This window comes from Streptomyces sp. NPDC001828, from assembly GCF_042892175.1.
GTDB lineage: Bacteria > Actinomycetota > Actinomycetes > Streptomycetales > Streptomycetaceae > Streptomyces.
Genome location: NZ_JBIATV010000013.1, coordinates 131,245 through 147,484, shown reverse-complemented (window position 1 = coordinate 147,484; position 16,240 = coordinate 131,245). Strand labels below are relative to the sequence as shown.

The 16,240-nt window shown below is 67.9% G+C and carries 16 protein-coding genes; 3 read left to right on the top strand and 13 right to left on the bottom strand.

All coding sequences use genetic code 11. The features are described from left to right. Window positions 1-314 precede the first annotated feature (314 nt). Entirely contained in the window at window positions 315-1,172 is an 858-nt protein-coding gene (locus ACFYZA_RS30935; RefSeq protein WP_388494014.1) for a hypothetical protein, read from the top strand. Window positions 1,173-1,254: 82 nt separating this feature from the next. Beyond that, complete coding sequence (locus ACFYZA_RS30930; RefSeq protein WP_388494012.1) at window positions 1,255-2,442, top strand: hypothetical protein; 1,188 nt, start codon at window positions 1,255-1,257, stop codon at window positions 2,440-2,442. A 704-nt stretch (window positions 2,443-3,146) separates the two neighbouring features. Here the strand turns inward: ACFYZA_RS30930 and ACFYZA_RS30925 are convergent. Continuing rightward, complete coding sequence (locus ACFYZA_RS30925) at window positions 3,147-3,419, bottom strand: hypothetical protein (RefSeq protein ID WP_388494010.1); 273 nt, start codon at window positions 3,417-3,419, stop codon at window positions 3,147-3,149. A gap of 35 nt (window positions 3,420-3,454) precedes the next feature. On the opposite strand from ACFYZA_RS30925, the gene ACFYZA_RS30920 reads away from it, so the two are divergent. Beyond that, entirely contained in the window at window positions 3,455-3,943 is a 489-nt protein-coding gene (locus ACFYZA_RS30920) for a DUF4265 domain-containing protein (protein WP_388494008.1), read from the top strand. 25 nt (window positions 3,944-3,968) lie between these two features. Here ACFYZA_RS30920 and ACFYZA_RS30915 read toward each other — a convergent pair whose 3' ends face one another. From ACFYZA_RS30915 to ACFYZA_RS30860, 12 genes are all read right to left on the bottom strand, one after another. Beyond that, window positions 3,969-4,550 carry a transposase gene (locus tag ACFYZA_RS30915; protein WP_388494005.1) on the bottom strand — a complete coding sequence of 194 codons (582 nt, stop codon included), beginning with the start codon at window positions 4,548-4,550 and terminating at the stop codon, window positions 3,969-3,971. Next, entirely contained in the window at window positions 4,547-5,041 is a 495-nt protein-coding gene (locus ACFYZA_RS30910) for a winged helix-turn-helix domain-containing protein (RefSeq protein WP_388494192.1), read from the bottom strand. The genes ACFYZA_RS30915 and ACFYZA_RS30910 overlap by 4 nt, the downstream gene beginning before the upstream one ends. Window positions 5,042-5,286: 245 nt before the next feature. Further along, the gene (locus ACFYZA_RS30905; RefSeq protein ID WP_388494004.1) at window positions 5,287-6,078 is read right to left on the bottom strand and encodes an aminoglycoside N(3)-acetyltransferase; all 792 of its coding nucleotides are present in this window, start codon (window positions 6,076-6,078) and stop codon (window positions 5,287-5,289) included. Between the two features lie 140 nt (window positions 6,079-6,218). Then, window positions 6,219-7,529 carry a cation:proton antiporter gene (locus tag ACFYZA_RS30900; RefSeq protein WP_388494003.1) on the bottom strand — a complete coding sequence of 437 codons (1,311 nt, stop codon included), beginning with the start codon at window positions 7,527-7,529 and terminating at the stop codon, window positions 6,219-6,221. Further along, on the bottom strand, window positions 7,526-9,097 hold the full coding sequence (locus ACFYZA_RS30895; RefSeq protein ID WP_388494000.1) for an ABC transporter substrate-binding protein: 1,572 nt from the start codon (window positions 9,095-9,097) through the stop codon (window positions 7,526-7,528). The genes ACFYZA_RS30900 and ACFYZA_RS30895 overlap by 4 nt, the downstream gene beginning before the upstream one ends. A gap of 91 nt (window positions 9,098-9,188) precedes the next feature. Next, a complete protein-coding gene (locus tag ACFYZA_RS30890; RefSeq protein ID WP_388493999.1) occupies window positions 9,189-10,442 on the bottom strand; it encodes an acetyl-CoA carboxylase biotin carboxylase subunit family protein in 1,254 nt (417 codons plus the stop codon). Beyond that, a complete protein-coding gene (locus ACFYZA_RS30885) occupies window positions 10,442-11,650 on the bottom strand; it encodes an acetyl-CoA carboxylase biotin carboxylase subunit family protein (protein WP_388493997.1) in 1,209 nt (402 codons plus the stop codon). The genes ACFYZA_RS30890 and ACFYZA_RS30885 overlap by 1 nt, the downstream gene beginning before the upstream one ends. Next, entirely contained in the window at window positions 11,650-12,975 is a 1,326-nt protein-coding gene (locus ACFYZA_RS30880; protein ID WP_388493995.1) for a hypothetical protein, read from the bottom strand. The genes ACFYZA_RS30885 and ACFYZA_RS30880 overlap by 1 nt, the downstream gene beginning before the upstream one ends. A gap of 198 nt (window positions 12,976-13,173) precedes the next feature. Beyond that, window positions 13,174-14,013 (bottom strand): hypothetical protein, encoded by an 840-nt coding sequence (locus tag ACFYZA_RS30875; RefSeq protein WP_388493993.1) that lies wholly within the window; start codon window positions 14,011-14,013, stop codon window positions 13,174-13,176. A 295-nt stretch (window positions 14,014-14,308) separates the two neighbouring features. Then, a complete protein-coding gene (locus ACFYZA_RS30870) occupies window positions 14,309-14,467 on the bottom strand; it encodes a hypothetical protein (protein WP_388493992.1) in 159 nt (52 codons plus the stop codon). Between the two features lie 280 nt (window positions 14,468-14,747). Beyond that, entirely contained in the window at window positions 14,748-15,977 is a 1,230-nt protein-coding gene (locus ACFYZA_RS30865; protein ID WP_388493990.1) for a helix-turn-helix domain-containing protein, read from the bottom strand. A 78-nt stretch (window positions 15,978-16,055) separates the two neighbouring features. Beyond that, window positions 16,056-16,211, bottom strand: coding sequence for a hypothetical protein (locus tag ACFYZA_RS30860; RefSeq protein ID WP_388493988.1), 156 nt, complete (start codon window positions 16,209-16,211; stop codon window positions 16,056-16,058). Between the last annotated feature and the right edge of the window lie 29 nt (window positions 16,212-16,240).

Genomic DNA, 16,240 nt, shown 5'->3' with positions numbered 1-16,240 from the left:
CCCCGCGCCAAGTCGGTTAGCGACGTGCGATGTGCACTGCATCTGTCCAGTGAGCACTGGAGTTGTCGCGCTGGGTATTCGAGTTGGCTGGCGGTTTGGCCCTCGTCGAGGCTGAGCGGGTGGGGTCACAGACGGCTTGAGCGCTGGACCGAAAGGGTTTGGCACGGGGGCCACACATCGACGATGATCACCTCATGACCACTAGAAAGGGCCATGCCTTCTAGGCGGCCCGCTGCGCTCTCCACCGCTCGCGCGCCGCCGCCGCTCACCGCAGCGCCCGAACGCCGTGACCGTCCACTCAGGAGAGCCCGCCCGTGCAGAAGACTGCCCTCGTTCCCTATGCCCACCTGCCCCGAGCGCACCACGCCCACCACGTCCTGACGAGCACCGTCGACGTCTTCGGCACCGCCCACTGGCTGCTTGCCGACCGCGCTCCGCAGCCCGGCGGCGATGCCCTGCCCTTCGACGCGCTGGTCGTCTCCGTACATCCGGGCGGCGACGTCGAACTCACCGAGCTGAGCGCCGTGCGGGCCCGCTGGCCGCACCTGGACCGCCTGCCTGACGGCGGGTTCGTCGTCGCAGCATCCCGCGCCCGCCGGTACGAGGACGCGGACCAGGTCCAGGTCTTCGACGCGCTCGGCCGTGAGGCCTCCTCCTTCTCCGTCGGGGACGCCATCGAGCACCTGCTCGTGGACGAGGCCGGCCACATCTGGGTCGGGCACTTCGACGAAAACCCGGCCGGGATCCGCCGCTGGAGCCCCACAGGCCACATCTACTGGACGTCCGACGGCGCAAGCATCCCTGGCCTCTTCGACTGCTACGCCCTGAACGTGTCGGGCACCACCGCCTGGGCGTGCACGTACACCGACTTCCCGCTCGTCGAGATACGCCCCGACCGGCCCGTGAGGGTGTGGCCGAACCAGGTACGGGGCGCCAAGGCAGTGGCCATCCACGGCGAGCGGGTCGCCTTCTACGGCGGCTACGGCGAAGAGGTGGACCGGCTCACCCGCGGAGAGCTCACCGAAGCATCCGTCGAGCCAACGGACGTCGGCCTGCTCACCCTGCCCAACGGCCACCTGCCCGGCCGCCGCCGCGCCGTCAGCCGAGGAAGCAGGATCTACGTCCAGGCCGAGCCGTTCACCGCGTGGGGCGTGGTCGACCTCAGCAGCTGAGCCCCGAAAGGAGAGACATCCGGCAAGATGCGGACGCGTGCCCCTCTCATCGCGTTTCACCATGCCGGGCCAGGTCCGGGCTGTGGCCACATCCGACCCCTCCGGGCCACTGACCGTGACCGGCTACGGCCCGAATCCGTCGGCAACCGTCATCACGAGGGTCGACCTTTCAGACACGATGGAGTGGCAGCGGACCTACCCCGGGACAGGCAAGCCGCAATCCCGCCTGGCCACGGACGGCGCGCTGTGGCTCGCCTACCCAGACCGCGACGGTCAGCTCCTGGAAGGTGTTCTGCCGGACGGTTCCACTGGGCCCACAGCCCGCCCGGAGGGCCGCGCCGATGAGGAGATCGGCGCATTCGTCCTCCTCGACGACGGGTTCGTCATCTCCTGGGTCAGCGGCTCCCGCATGGTCCGTAGGGAACGAAGCCGACCCACCTCTGTACCGGAGCCTCGAGTGGCCCGGTACACGAGAGAGGGGGAGTGCCTCTGGTCCACGCCGATTGCGCTCGGTGCGGTCTCGTTCCCGGGTGTGGTGGAGATGGGAGACCGGACGGGATGGGAGATCCGGCCGCGTAGACCTTGGGTCCCGGAGGAGATCGGCATTGATCACTGGGAGCCACTGCTCGTATCGGCCGACCGGATCGCAGCCAGTTTCACCGACACACGGGGTGGCATCGGAAGGACGTTCTTCCTCGACCTGGACAGTGGCGCGACCATCTCGGTCACCGCTCCCGCTCCCACAGGCCGAAAGGCGATAGCTGGTCCTGGCCAGTTCCTGCTCGGATCCCAGGGTTACGGTGCCTTCACGACCGGCCGTTTCGGCCGGGACGGTGTCGAAACCGCGCGCTGGGCCAGCCATGGGGCAATGCTCGTCGGCAAGAACGGCGGCGTCTGCGGCCCGGAGCTCGAAAACAGCCTGCCTTCGCGATCACGCTTCCGGCGGCTCGCACCGGACAACAGCCTTGTGGACGGGCCGCCACTGACGGGTTACTACACGTCCTACCCCGCGATGGACTGCGAGGGAACCGCGGTGTTCTGGCGAGACGGCAAGCTGCTCGCTGTGGACACGGATCTCGCCGGACACGAGTTGTTCGCCATGGATGACAGCCGCGCGGTTATCGGTCGTGCGCTACTGCTGAGCGAAGGCAATGTAGTCGTCTCCCTGGACAACGAGGTCCTGGTCTTCCGTACACCACTGGGGTCCCTGGCCGAGGGCTCCTGGCCGTGCGGGGAAGCGAACCTCAGGGGCAATCCTCTCCTGAGCTGAAACTGCCTGCGTGACGGCGGAGGAGACTGAAGCTGAGCATGGAGCTGGTAGAAGGGGTCGACTACAAGACTCGTTCGCAGGACGCGCTCAACAGCCATGTCGCCTCGCCCTTCAGGCCCTGGTGGGCAGGCTCCGGACGGGGCTGCGCTGGGTGGTGCTGTCGGTGCGCCTGACCCCGACCGGCTCCACGGTCACGCCATCGGCATCGAGGAGCCGACAGGGCTCGTACCGGTCGCCTCGACGGAGCCTTGCCGGTCGCCAGCAGTTCCCGGAAGTAGCGGTTCGCTCCTATGGGATGGATCTGCTCCGGTGGTGGCGGTTCCTGCAGGCCGTGGATGTCCCCTGGGATCGAGCGAGCCGGAAGGCTGGCTCGGCGAAGTCGAAGGGCTCCAGGTCAGCCTGGTCGGCGCCGAGGAGAGGCTCCGCCTGCTCGAACGTCACCGCGGACGGCCCACGGAAGTCGACCTCGGCATCCCCACCACACGTGGTGATCGATGCCCCAGGCCCAGCCACCGGGTCCGATGGGGACTACTCAGAACGCCGTTCGCGGGCCACGCGTGCAACCGCCCCGTGAGCTGCCTCTTACTCCCATCGGTTCGGTCACAAGAACCTCGGGCACCCCGGCGGTGCCTGTTGTCGGGACCAGCCGATCGTTACACAGCCGAGAACTTTGCCGCAGCCCATTTTCATGAGCTCAACCAAGATCAAATATAAGTCAGAGAAGCCTGCATCCGCTGCCCGATGCTGAGCATCAAACCGAAAATGCTGCCCGCCTGGACGAACTGGAGGAGGGCCTCCTCGCCCGCCGTGAACGCGCCGTCGCCGAGGACTGGCGAGGTGAGATCGACGGCCTCGACCTCACCCTCACCTTCTGCGCAGCAAGCACGAGCAGGCCCGCCGCTTTGAACGGACCGGACCGTTCCCACTTGGGCTGCCCGCACCCCGCCGACGACAGCAGTGACGGGCTCCGGCATCATGGCAGCCCGTCGGAGCTGTCCAAAGGGGAGCCGTCATGCAGTTCGTCGTCCATGAGCAACCGGTCGGACGCGCCTCGAAAAATTACATCGCGCGCGTCGACCTGGCACCCTTTGACCTGGACGGACAGGTCGAGCAGCTCTGGCTGAAGGCGGTCAACGACGGGAGCTACGAGGTCGCCTGCATTCCCTTCTCCGCTTACGGAATCGCTCTGGACGACGTTGTGGTGCTCAACGACGACGACTACGTCATCGAGGTGGTCAGGAACTCCTGGCATCGCACGCTGCGGCTCGTCTTCATTCCCGATCTGCCGCCCGCCGATCTCCCAAAGGCCGCTGACGAGATCAAGACCGAAATCATCGCAGCAGACCTTCAGAGTGAGTGGAACGGCACACGCCTCGTCGCCGTCGATGTCCCCCCAGACACCGAACCCTCCCACCTCTTCGCAGTCATGGAGGCAGCAGTCAACGCTGGCCACGCCTTCTTGGAGTGGGCTGACGCCAGGCCGTTCGTCAGGCCCGCGTAACAAGTCCGCTCCCGACTACCTGTCCTTACTGATCTTTTCGTAAGTTCGGTGGGTGTGGTGGGTGGGTGGTCAGGCCGGTGTGGGTGAGGAATGACCAGGGGAGTTGTGGGTTGGTGTTGATGGGGTGGATGCCTTGTTCGGCGACATCGGCGAGGTGGTCGCCGGCGAGGTTGGCGAGTTCACGCTTCTTGAGCGAAGACCACAACAGTTCCACCGGGTTCAGCCCGGGTGCGTAGGCGGGTAATCGCTCAAGTGTGAGCCAGTCCTGCTCGGCGACCCACGCCCGCATCACCCGGCTCCAGTGGGCCGACAGGCCGTCCCAGAGCAGCACCACATTCTCGCCATGGTAGAACACCTTCATCTGCTCCAGGACCTCGATGAGTCCGAGGGTGTCGTAGTTTCCGGGCTTGAGGTGGAAGCACAGGCGGGCCCCGCGATCGGGGTCGGTGGAGTGGTAGCCCAGGGCCCCTGCCATCGACGCCCGCTTCCAGTTCAGGCGGTGCCGCAGGAACGGAGTCCGTCCTCGGGGAGCGTAGGTGCGGCGGACCTGCGGCAAGAGTGAGACGCCTGATTCGTCGAGGAACACGATCCAGGCACGTGTGTTCACGGCCCCTTTTTGATCCGCGGCCACTCGTGCGAGACCCAGCGGGCGATCTCCGATTCATCCCGTTCCACCGCCCGCCGCTCAGGGCGCTGAAGACTCCATCCCAGCCGGCCCGTCAGGAGCCGCCACACCGACGCCCTGGACAACACCACCCCTGTCACCCGGGCAACGACCTCTCCGACACGTTCCAGAGTCCACAAGTCGGCCTCGAAACCATGAGGCTGGGCGCCGTGATCCAACGCGGTCCGAACCGCTTCGACCTGGGAGTCGTCCAGCTTGGGCGGGCGCCCGGAAGATGCCCGCCGCCGCAACGCGGAAGCACCGTCCTTCTCCCACACCCGACGCCATCGCCGCACGCTCTCGGCACACACCCCTACCGCCCGCGCGACCTCCGCGTTCGACACACCCTCCTCGAACAATTCCACCGCCCGAACGCGACGCGCTTCCGCCAACTGCGGTCGTGACAAAGGAGGAAGAGGCGATCCGGCAGCCATATGCGAAGGTTGATAAGCCATCCCGACAGCGTCCCGCCTAAACCGCCACCACACCCACTGAACTTACGAAAAGATCAGTAAGGACAGTCCCCCGGAACCCGACGCATGCAGAGCGAGTCTGCTCAGAGCAGCGAGCGAACCTTCTCTACGGTTCCGCCGACCGGCGTAGGCAGCGTCCCGCGTGCCGGGGGCGGCGACCCGGCCGGCGGGCTCGAAGCACCAGGACGTGGCCGGCGCCTGGACGGTCACGTTGTGGCGGGCGCGGGCAGCAGTTCCGTCAGGCGTCCGGTGGCGAATTGAGCGAGGGCGCGGCTGTTCATGAGCTGGCAGGAAGCGTGGCCGATGGTGCGCATGTGGACGCCGCCCATCGCGGTGAACTCTTCGCCGATGCGCGGGAAGTGGGTGCCGTTGTCATCGCCGACGTCGGGGGCTTCCAGCCACAGGCGTCGGCCGTCCAGCCGGTAGGGGAAGCGGCGGAGTTTGCGGCGGTGGTGGGGGACGTGGGACTCGGCGTAGTGGAGGAAGGAGTTGCGGTTGTGGCCGACGCCGAGCAGAAGGATGTCGGCGTCCAGGTCATGGAGGGTGTCGAAGGGGGACCGGTCGCCGAGGGCGTAGGCGAGGGGTTGATGGTGGGTGATGGCGTGCGCGTGGGGTCCGATGGCGGCTACGGATGTCTGCGGGTGGGCGCCGCGCAACCGCTCGGGGCGGGAGAGGACCGCGCTGGGTATCGCGCCCATCGAGGTGGGGGTGTGCTCATGGAAGAGGGGGACTTGCTCGCGCGCCTCGGCGACCTTGAGGTCGTTGGGGTCGAAGGAGCGGGGGTGGGGGTCGCTGATCTCGGGCGTGAAGGTGGGTACGACCAGGGTGCCGGTGGGAGTGAGGCAGTCCAGGAGCGCGTTGACTACGGCGTGTGCTCCGCCGTCGATGCGGCCGAAGGCGGAGAGCGAGGCGTGAACGATGACGGTGGCGCCTTCGCGCAGGCCGATCGCCCGGAATTCATCGCGCAGGCGTGCCTGATTGAGGGGAGGTGTCAGCATGAGTCCTTCTTCTTGCTCCGGGGCGGATGGTCGAGGCGCGTGGCGAGGAACGAGGGGTGGTCGCGCGCGGGCGAGCCGGGGGCGAGGGCGGGCCTGGCCCGCCGCGCACAGCGGCATCCTGCCAGGGTGCGCGCGGATCGTTACGAGGGGGTGGCGGCGGTGCTGGCTGCGGGGCGGGGGGCTGGGCGCGAGGGTGATGCGTCGGTAGGGGGCGGGGATGTTTCCGGGGGCGCGGGGCGTGGGATGACGTAGCCGGCCATGCCGGTGGTGACGATGGCCATGCACACCATCATCGTGAACATTTCCTGATCCAGGATCCCCAGGCGCATGCCGGCGTTGAGGATGATCAGCTCGGTCAGGCCTCGCGTGTTCATCAGGAAGCCCAGGGTGGTGGAGTCTCGCCAGGACATGCCGAAGGTACGGGCCGCGCCGATGGTGCCGCCGAGTTTGCCGAGGCAGGCCACCGCGATGATGGCGGCGACCTCGATCAGGCCCGTGCTGCCGAGTTGCGCCAGGTCGACGGAGAGGCCGGTCTGGATGAAAAAGACCGGAAGGAGCAGGTCCGTGATGTGCTTGAGCGGGACGGCGATCCGGGCGTGGAGTGTGGCGGTGCGGCTGCCGCGGGGCATGATCAGGCCGAAGGCGAACGCGCCGAAAATAGCGTCGAGACCGATCTCGTGGGCGGTGTAGCCGGCGGTCAGCAGCCCTGCGGCGATCAGGGGCAGTAGATAGGTGGCGCGCGCGGACGTCCGAGTCATGCGGTCGGTCGCGTAGTGCAGTAGGGGACGCGCGACGAGAGCGAGGACGACGCCGAAGAGCAGGGACATGACGAGGACGGCGCCGAGTTGGCCCAGCCCCGCGGAGGCGGCCACCGCCGAGACGAATACCAGCATGCACCACGCGAGTAGATCGCCGACGGCCGCGCTGGCCAGGGCGAGCATGCCGACCGGAGTCCGCTGGAGGTCGTGGTCCACGATGATGCGGGCCAGGACGGGGAAGGCGGTGATGGCCATGGCGGTCCCGACGAACAGGACGAAGGCCGCGCGGCCGACCTGGTGCCCGGCGACGTGCGAGTGGCGGGTGAAGAGCCAGTAGGCCAGGCCCGTGCCCGCCGCGAACGGTACGACGATCGCGGCGAGCGAGGTGCGCAGTACGTCGCTGGTGCGGGTGCGCATCCGGGCGAGGTCGACTTCCCAGCCGATGAGGAACATGAACAGCGCGATGCCGACCTGTGCGATGGCTGAGAGCCCGGACCGGGCCGAGGCCGGGAAGAGCAGGGCGGGCAGGTCGCCGGGGAGCAGGCCGAGCAGGCTGGGGCCGAGTGCGATGCCACCCAGGATCTCGGCGATCACGGGCGGCTGTCGCAGCTTGCGCATGGCCGGTTTGAGCAGCGCCCCGGTCAGGAGAACGAGGGCGAGGTCGAGGAGGATGAGAGCGGGATCGCTGGTCACGCGGCCTCCCGATGTGTGCGCGCGACGGGGACGACCGGTCGGCGCGTGATGTTGGGGTAGTCGGGCAGTCCGTTCCACTTGAACTCGGCCCGCACGTCCGGGCCGTGACCGCCGATGGCTACGTAGTCCCACAGCGGAATGACCGGCAGGTCCGCGAGCAGAAGCTGTTGCGCGCGGGCGGTGAGGGTGTGGCAGGCGGAGAGGTCGGTGGCCCGCTTGGCGGCGGCGAGGACTTCGTCGAAGTCCGGGTTGTGGTAGCCGGTGTCATTGGCAGCGCCGGCGAACGAGAACATCGGCTCGAGGAAGTCGATCTGAGAGGGATGACCACCTCGCCAGCCCTTGCGGAACGCACAGGCGAGGGTCTTGGCGACAGCTCGGTCCCGGATCTGCTTGAAGGTCGGGAAGACGACGGCGCGGACGCCGATGTCGAGGGTGTCGGCGATCTGTCTGCCCATCAGTTCGATCCACAGGTCGTGGGCGCCGTCCTGGTTGTGTGCGATCTCGAAGGTGCCGCGATAGGGGGCGATCTCCTCGGCTCGCGCCCACAACGCGCGGGCCGCTTCTGGGTCGTGGCGCAGGACCTCACTGCCCGGGAGGCCCGGCTCGAAGCCGGGAAGGCTGTGCGCCGTGAAGTCCTGGGAGGGAAGCCGAGTCGCGTGGAAGAGACGCGTGGTCAGATGAGGACGGTCGATGGCCAGGGAGATCGCGGCCCGGCGCAGCCGTCCTTCCTCACCGTGGAAGTGAGGGAGGTGGTACGGGATCGCCAGTGACTTGTTGAGGGCGGCAGGCTTGCGCATCGCCCGCGCGCCGAGGTCGTCGCGCCAGGTGGCCAGAGCGGTGTCGGGGATCTGGTCCAGAACGTCCAACCGTCCGGCGAGCAGATCCTGGTAGGAATCCTCGATGGTGCGCGGGAAGCGGATGGAGATGCCGCTGTTCCGGGCGGCGTCGGGCCCGATGTAATGGGGATTGGCGATCAGGTCGATGTGGTGGCTGTGCTGCCAGGCGGTGGGGCCGGCCAGCAGGTACGGGCCGTTGCCGATGGGGCACTGCCCGAAGGACTCGGTCGGCATGTCGAAGAAGGCCTGTGGCAGGGGCTTGAAGGGGGCGGAGCCGAGCGCGAGGACGAAGTCGATGTTCGGTTCGGTGAGTACGATGGTGAAGGTGTGGTCGTCCACGACTCGCAGTCCGCTCAGGGTCCGGGCGCGTGGCTGGTCCCCGGCCACCAGGTCGTAACCCTGGATGGGGGCGAACGCCTGGGACCGCAACTGCTTATTGGTGGCGAGGGCGCCGAAGTTCCACGCGTCGACATAGCTGTGCGCGGTGACGGGGGAGCGGTCGGTGAAGTGCCAGCCGCGGCGCAGGGTGACGGTGAAGCGACGGTGGTCCTCGGTGTGGAGGTGTTCGAGCATGGCCGGGCGCGGCTCACCGTCGACCCCGTAGACATACAGGCCTGTGAAGATCAGGTCGATGAGACGGCCGCCGTAGCCGTCGATGGTGTTGGTCGGCACGAGCCCGTTTTGCGGTTCACCACCGTTCACGGTGATCAGCGGGGCGGGGGAGACGGGCATGGTGAGGATGTCCTTCGGTGGGACTGTGGGGCAGGGGGCCCGGGACGGCAGGGGCGACCGAGCGGGAAGCCCCTGCCGTCCGCGGGGGAGGTCAGGCCGGGACGGGGGCGAGGGCCAGAGTGTGGGCGCACCATTCGGCGATGGCCCGGTACGCGGCAGCGGCGCGGGCATCGTCGGGTACGGCGATCACGAATTCGCGCAGGACGTCCACGCTGGAGGTGGGCCCGTCATAGGCCTGACCCATCCGGCCCAGGACGCTGTACTCCAGGACCCCCGGCACCTCGCATCGCTCGGGTACGCCCAGGAGCCGGCCCTGGGGCGCATACTCCAGGTAGAAGCCGTAGCGCCCGGAGGGGGCGACGCTTCGCGCGTCGGCCAGGACCTCGTCGCCGAGGCCGCACTGGAGCAGGGCATGGGCCCTGAACAGGTTGATGCCGGTGGCCCGTTGGTGACAGGGCACGATCGCGCCCCCACCCGCCCGCGCGGCGATCTCGCACAGGTGCACCTCGCCGTCGGCGGACAGGAAGAACTCGGCGTGGAATGCGCTGCCCCCGGTGTCGGGCAGTGCGGCCAGCACCCGGCGGGCGCTGTCGGTCAGCAGGGCGTGTTCGGCGCCCGCGGGGTCGACGAGGGTGGAGGTCAGGGCGCGGGCGTCCTGGTAGCCCAGGGTGCTGCCGCTGTAGCGGGACACGGTCGCCGCGTACACCGCGCCGCCCGAGGTCAGACCGTCGACGTGAAACAGGTCCGCGTCCACGAAGCGCTGCACGAGCACGGGTCCGCTCAGCGTGACGGGGTGACAGCGGAGCCACTCGTCCAGGTCGGTGGGCGTGGACAGGACGAAGGTGTCACGCGAGGCCGCGCCGTCGGTCGGTTTGACGACGACCGGCAGGCCCAGTTCCTCGACGGCGTCCTTGACGGAGAACGCGCAGGTGGCTAACCGGTGGTCAGGGACCGGGAAGGTGGCGGACGCCGCCTGGTACATGCGGTCCTTGTGGCGGAAGGCGAGCGCGCTCTCCACCTGCTGTCCGCTGGAGACGTCGAGCAGGGCGCGCAGGTGGGCTGCGCAGATGAGGCCCTTCTCGTCCAGGCAGACGACGTGGCGGATGTCGAACTCCTCGTGCCAGGCCAGGGCTTGTTCAACGGTGGCGTAGTCGTTGAACAGGTCGTCGACCCAGCGCCACCGTGTCGCGTGCCCTATGCCGTCCAGGAAGGCCGGGTACTGGAGTTGGTTGGTCGCGTTGCGGGAGGCGATCAGGAGGACCTGGAAGCGGTCGGACAGCCACTGCACCACCGGGATGGACCGTAGGTTGTAGCCGGTCAACACCAGGACGGTGTCCTTGGTCATCACACCACCACCGTGGCCAGGAGCGTGGTCGCCTCGTCCAGAAGGTTGTCGAGTTCGGCCTCGGTGGCGCCGCGCACGATGACGGCCCCGTCGAAGTCGGCGGAGGAGGAGCGGCGGTCCGCGGCGGCGCTGCGCCCATAGCGTCGTTCACCGACCCAGTTCGCTTGCGGGATGACCGTTTTGAGCCGGGCGATGTCACCGCCGCGCGGCACGGCCACCCAGCCCACCAAGCCGTTGGCGCGGTGGTCGGGCACGGCCGGGGCGGGCAGATCGAACTCGGCAGTGAGCAGCAGGTCGAACGTGCTGACCCCGAAATGGGCGTCCAACTGGTCCACGATGCCCAGTCCGCCGGGGCGAGCCGCGACCTCGCACAGCACCGGCCCCTGGGGCGAGTCGAAGATCTCGCAGTGGAAGTAGCTGTGAATGCCCGGCCGGAGCAGACCGAGTTCACGCAATACGGTGGAGGCGAACGCGCGCAGCACAGCGGCCTTTTCGCCACTCTGGTCGATCATGCGGCTGGACGTGGGGGTGGTGAAGTCGAGAATGTCCGAACGGTGCCAGCTGACAGTCCCCAGCGTGACGCGGCCGTCGAGGACGAGCCCGTCGACCTGGTAGATGTCCCCGGCGACGAACTCCTCCGCCTCCAGATGGGCCGGAGTGTAGAAATTGGGTCCGATGCCTGCTTCGAGCAGCCGCAGCAGCTGCGTTTCGTCGCGGATGACGCGGGCCCCGACCGACCCGCCACCGGTACGCGGCTTGACCACGAACGGGAAGCCGAAGTCCGTCGCGGCGCGGCGCAGGTCATGACCGGTGTCCACGGTCCTGAACGCCGGGACACGGACGCCGGCCACTCCCAGCGCGTGCTTCATGAGGACCTTGTCCCGGAACCGCAGCGCCGTCTCGTAGGACAGGCCCGGCAGGCCGTAGGCGCTGCGCAGTTGGGCCGCGCGCAGTACGTCGACCTCGGAGAGCGCGACGATGCCTCGGCAGTCGGTGGTTTCCACGAGGTGGGCAGCGTCGTACTCGACCCGGTTGTTGGTGTCGTAGCCCTCATACACCCGGACCCGTCCGGCGGGGATGCCGGTTGCGGCGGAGCGCACCTGACTCTTGGCTTCGTGGCACAGCAGCCACATGTCCAGGTGACCGGCGAGAGGGGCGAAGGAGAACTGTGTCAGGGGATGTCGCACGAGGGCGATGCCGGTGGCCATCACGCCCCCAGCTGCTGCGCGTAGGCGTAGTCGGCGACGAAGTCGTCCAAGGAGGCCGCGTAGCGCGGGGACCGGGTGAAGATGTCCTTGATCATCCTGCTGTAGTTCACGGTCGTGTCGTGCATCGAGTAGTACATGTCCCACGCCCACAGACCGGCGAAGTAGCGACCGTTGCGCTCGAAGTGGATCTCCGGCAGGAAGGTCGTCCAGAGGAAGGGCTCGACGGGGGAGCGCCGGTAGGGCGAACCGCCGATGAGGTCGATGACGACGGAGCCGACCGCTATGTCGTGGTCCGCGTGCTCGTTGGTGATGATGTAGTCGCTGGAGCCCGGGGTCTCGGCGCCATTGATGATCAATTGGGCGCCGCCGAGCCAGCCGGGCAACTGCTCGGGACCGGTCTGATCGCGACCGAGGACGGTGAAGTCCACGCCTTCGTCGCGCAGCAGCTCCATCGCCCCCTGGGAGACGTTGCCGTATCCCAGGACGACGACCTTCGGAGTGCGGCCGTGGAGCTTGCGGTAGAGCCCCAGGCCGTAGCGGGCGCCGGCGATACCGACCTGGCGGGTCTGGCCGACCGCGCGGGTGGTTCTCGTGGCCTCTTCGGCGAGCAGACCGCCGGTGTCGTCGCCGACCGAAGCGGCGGCACTGGTCAGATCGACGGTGGTGCCGTCCGCGGCGCGCATGAAGGCACCGGAGGCGGTGACACAGATGTCCGCGGAGTGGTGGGCCGGTGCCTTCGCGGGTTCCTTGTCCTCGCTCAGCCGCACCACGTCGAGCGGCGCACGCCCGTACCGCATCAGGGCGCGCTGGAGGCCGTTGACGTAGTGCTGGTCCGCCGAGTCCAGGACGTGGACGCGAGGCCGCTCGCCGAGCTCCGACCGGCTGGGCACGGAGCCGGCCCGGATGCCGTCGAGGAATCGTGGGGCGGGATCGTTGGGCTTGGCCACGTTCTCCATGCTGATCACGCGGGCCCGGCGGTCGGCGAGCTGTTGCTTGCGGTCCGGGAAGCAGTACAGGTGAGCCATCGTCAATAGCGTTGTGCCCGGGGTGAGTTGGGCGATTTCCTCGGGGGCGGGCCCCTTCAGCTTGATCACCAGGTCCTTGTCGGCATAGCAGTGCGGCCCTGTCTCGACACGCGCGCCCTCCATCTCGTACTGGACGTCGCTGTAGCCGATGCCCTGGCCCAGGCCGCTCTGGACGACGACGTCGAACCCGGCGGCCAGGTAGGCCTTGACGTCGCTGGGGACCAGGGTGGTGCGCAGGTCGTGACCGGCGGGATCTTCGGTACACGCGCTTTCTTTACCGAACAGAACGGTCTTCTTCATCATGGGCCTTGTCGGTTGGTGGGACAGCCGGCGCCGCCGGGCGGAAGGGCGGCGCTCGTGGCGCGGCCCGCCGGCCGCGAGGGTGCGGGTGCGGCGGGCGAGGTGGTCCTCGAAGGGGATCCCTCAGGGGCGCTGAGGAGCGGCGGCGGCCGCCGGGATGGTGCGGCATCCAGGCGGACGGCCGGCCGGGAGCTGTGATCAGTCGGTGTAGACGGCGTTGGTGGTCTCGTACGACTTCTCGTCGAGCCAGTCCTTCAGGCTGGCGAAGGTGAGGTTGATGATGATGCGCTCGACGCCCTCGGTCTGGATCGGGACCGTGCGGTGCAGGCTGGTGTCCGTCTTGAAGATGTAGGACTCGCCGGCGCCGTGGTAATAGGTGCGGACGGTGCCCTCGGCAAGCTTCTCGTGGACGGCCGGGTTGCTCTTGTCCCACAGCGTGTGCGGGCAGGACTGGAGCATGCCGCCGTGTTCGATGGCCGGGGCCTCGGCGATGAAGATGAACGCGAACTCGTGGTCGCCCCAGTGCCATCCGTGGGTGTCGCCGGCGCGGTTCTGGTGAGTGCCGGTGATCTTCTCGTCTTCAAACGTGGCGTCCAGGATCGGCGTACCGACCACGGACGACAGCAGGGAGCGGAACTCGGTGGAGTGATACAGCGCGGTGAACAGCTCGCTGTGCTCCTGGAAGAGCTGGTTCGGCAGGCTGCCGAGGCGACGCGGGGTGTTGCCGGTGACCGGGACCGTGATGTCGATGCGGCGGGTATTGAGGTCCGCGAGCTTGCGGGCCTCGGCCCGCAGCAGGGCGACGAGACTCGCCGGAAGCAGCGCGGAAGTGCGGGCGTAGTGCTCGGCGGAGTACTGACGCTTGGCCGCGTCGAGGGCCTGACCGATCGACGGCGCGTTGGCGGCGAGCGTGTGGTTGATCTCGGCGACCTTCACGCTGTCGACGTACGACGCGGGGGCGTTGCCCTGGGCGACGAGGTTCTGGGCGGCCAGACGGGTCGCGGCGTTGGTGTCGACGGCGTGTTCTATAACAGTCATGAGACGGACTTCTCCTTCTGAGGAAAGGGAACAATCACGGAACAGGGCGCGCAAAAGGGCGCACGAAAGACCTGTCTCCGGGGGAGTGAATTCGACAGATTCCCGCGATGCGGCGTCGTGTCGAATGAGCTAATGAGCTGGGGAGTACGGGGAATGCTTTGCATTCCACTTCCCGATCGGGAGTTGATCTCCCTGATGAGCTCTACGAAATCACATGGAAGGAGCCGGGTCAACGAAATATTGAGATCTTTTCCGGCGGATGCGAAAAGGATCCGGCTTTTCTTCGAACGAACGGTCAGATGCCGTGCGGCGCGGGACGTACGGGCATGTCCCAGGTGCTGTGGCCCTGGTCATCCATGGATGAGCCGAAGTCCCGGATCGGCGGGGTCTCCAGTTCGTATGTCTCCAGCGGGGACGGCGCTCGCCCCATGTCGTGCCGTTGCTGTGAGGGCATGCGTGTCTCCTCGATCGATGGGTCGGTTCATCCGATCCGGGGCAGGAGGGAAACCCAGTGGGCCATGACCTGCTGCGGGTTTCCCCGCGCGAGATCGGAAAGGAACGAGGAGACTTTCTCCTTTTCCTTCACCACGGAGACCGGTCGGCATCCGTGGGTGATGAGCACGGATCCATCGGTGCATTGTTGATAGCCGAAAGGATGCGGCACCGGGGGCGCTCCTCATTCTTGTCATTCTTGCGTCCGACCGCGGTGTGCGCGGACGGCGAGTGATGGTGGGTCAGGGGCGGATTTCCGCGAGGGCGCGCCAGATCTCCGCGGCCAGGTCGAGAATGCCGCGCTCCTGGGCCTCGGTGGCGAGCTCGGCGAGCCGGGCCTGGTCCCATGTGCCGGACTGCTTGCTGCGGATCTGCTCGTTGAGCATCTCCAAGCGCACCCGGTCGCGGAAGGTGAGGTGGTCCCGGCCCTCCCAGGCTGCCTCGCACAGAGCAGCCGCTTCGTCGAAGTTGCCCTTTCTGTAAGCGAGTTGGGCCCACAGAGAGGCGTATTCCTGTTCGTGCAACGGGCTGCCCATCAGGTCGAGAGCCGGGCGCACCTGGGTGAGGTAGCGCTCGGCGTGCAAAAGATCCGGCGGGCCGCCCCGGAGGGCGAGCGCGGCCGCGGCGAGCCGCAACCGCATCCACAGGAGCAGGTCTTCCCGGCTGTCGAGGGCGTCGATGGCCTCAACCATGAGCAGTGACGAACGTTCCGTCATGCCCTTGCGGCTCGCCAGGGTGGCCGCGGTCCACAGGGCCTCGGCGGCCAGTGGGCCGCGGCGGCCTCGGAGCTCGGCGCAGATCTCCTCGCTGAGGCGCGCCGCCTCGGCCAGGTCACCGAGTTCGGCGGTGGCCGAGGCGAGCAGTAGTTTGCAGCGGGTGATATCGGGACTGGTCAGTGCCGCGCGACGGCCCAGCTCCAGCCCCTCCCGGGCTGTGGCCCGGGCTTCGACCAGTTCACCCCGACCGCGCAGGCTGCGGGCGAGCCGGAGGCGGGAATGCACCTGGAGTGCCGCATGGCCCAGTTCGTCACTGACGGCGACGAGGGCCTCCACATGTGACTGCTCGGCCTCCCGATCCCCCTCGGCCGCTCCGAGAGTGGCGAGACGGGCGTGAGCCTGCCAGCGCAACCCGGGGTCGACGTTGAGGGCCGCGTCCAACGCGGCCGCCAGCTGTTGGCGCAGATCGTGATCGGCTCCGGTGGACACCTGGGCCGTGGCCAGGACGTCCACCAAGCTGGCCGGCTTGTTCACGCCGAACGCCTCGATGGGCACCTGCAACCGTTCCGCCAGGTACGCCACGGCCCGCTTGGTGGGCGGACGGTGACCCGATTCCAAACGGGACAAGTACGCGGCGGACATGCCCGGACCTGCCAGTTCGGTCTGAGCTTTTCCCTGCTGCTGTCGCAGCTGGCGCAACCGGCGGCCGAACAACGGCTGTTCGAGCATGTCCCCTGCCCTAGGTACGCGTGTCATTCCTGTCTGGGTAGCTTGTCAAGCTAGTACCAATTTCGTCAAAGGCTACCCACCAGGTGGACACGGATTCGTACCTTTCTACGGCCACTCGATGTTCAGCGGCGTGGGGAGGGTGACTTCCGGAGCGGCGGCGGTGGCGGTCGCTTCCGCTGCCGGGGCGGTGGCGGCGAGAAGGCCGAGCGCCGCACAGGTCGTCCCGCCGATGAGCAGGGCAAATCTGGACCAGATCTTCATGTGCTTGTTCCTTGCGTGCTGCGCGGGGC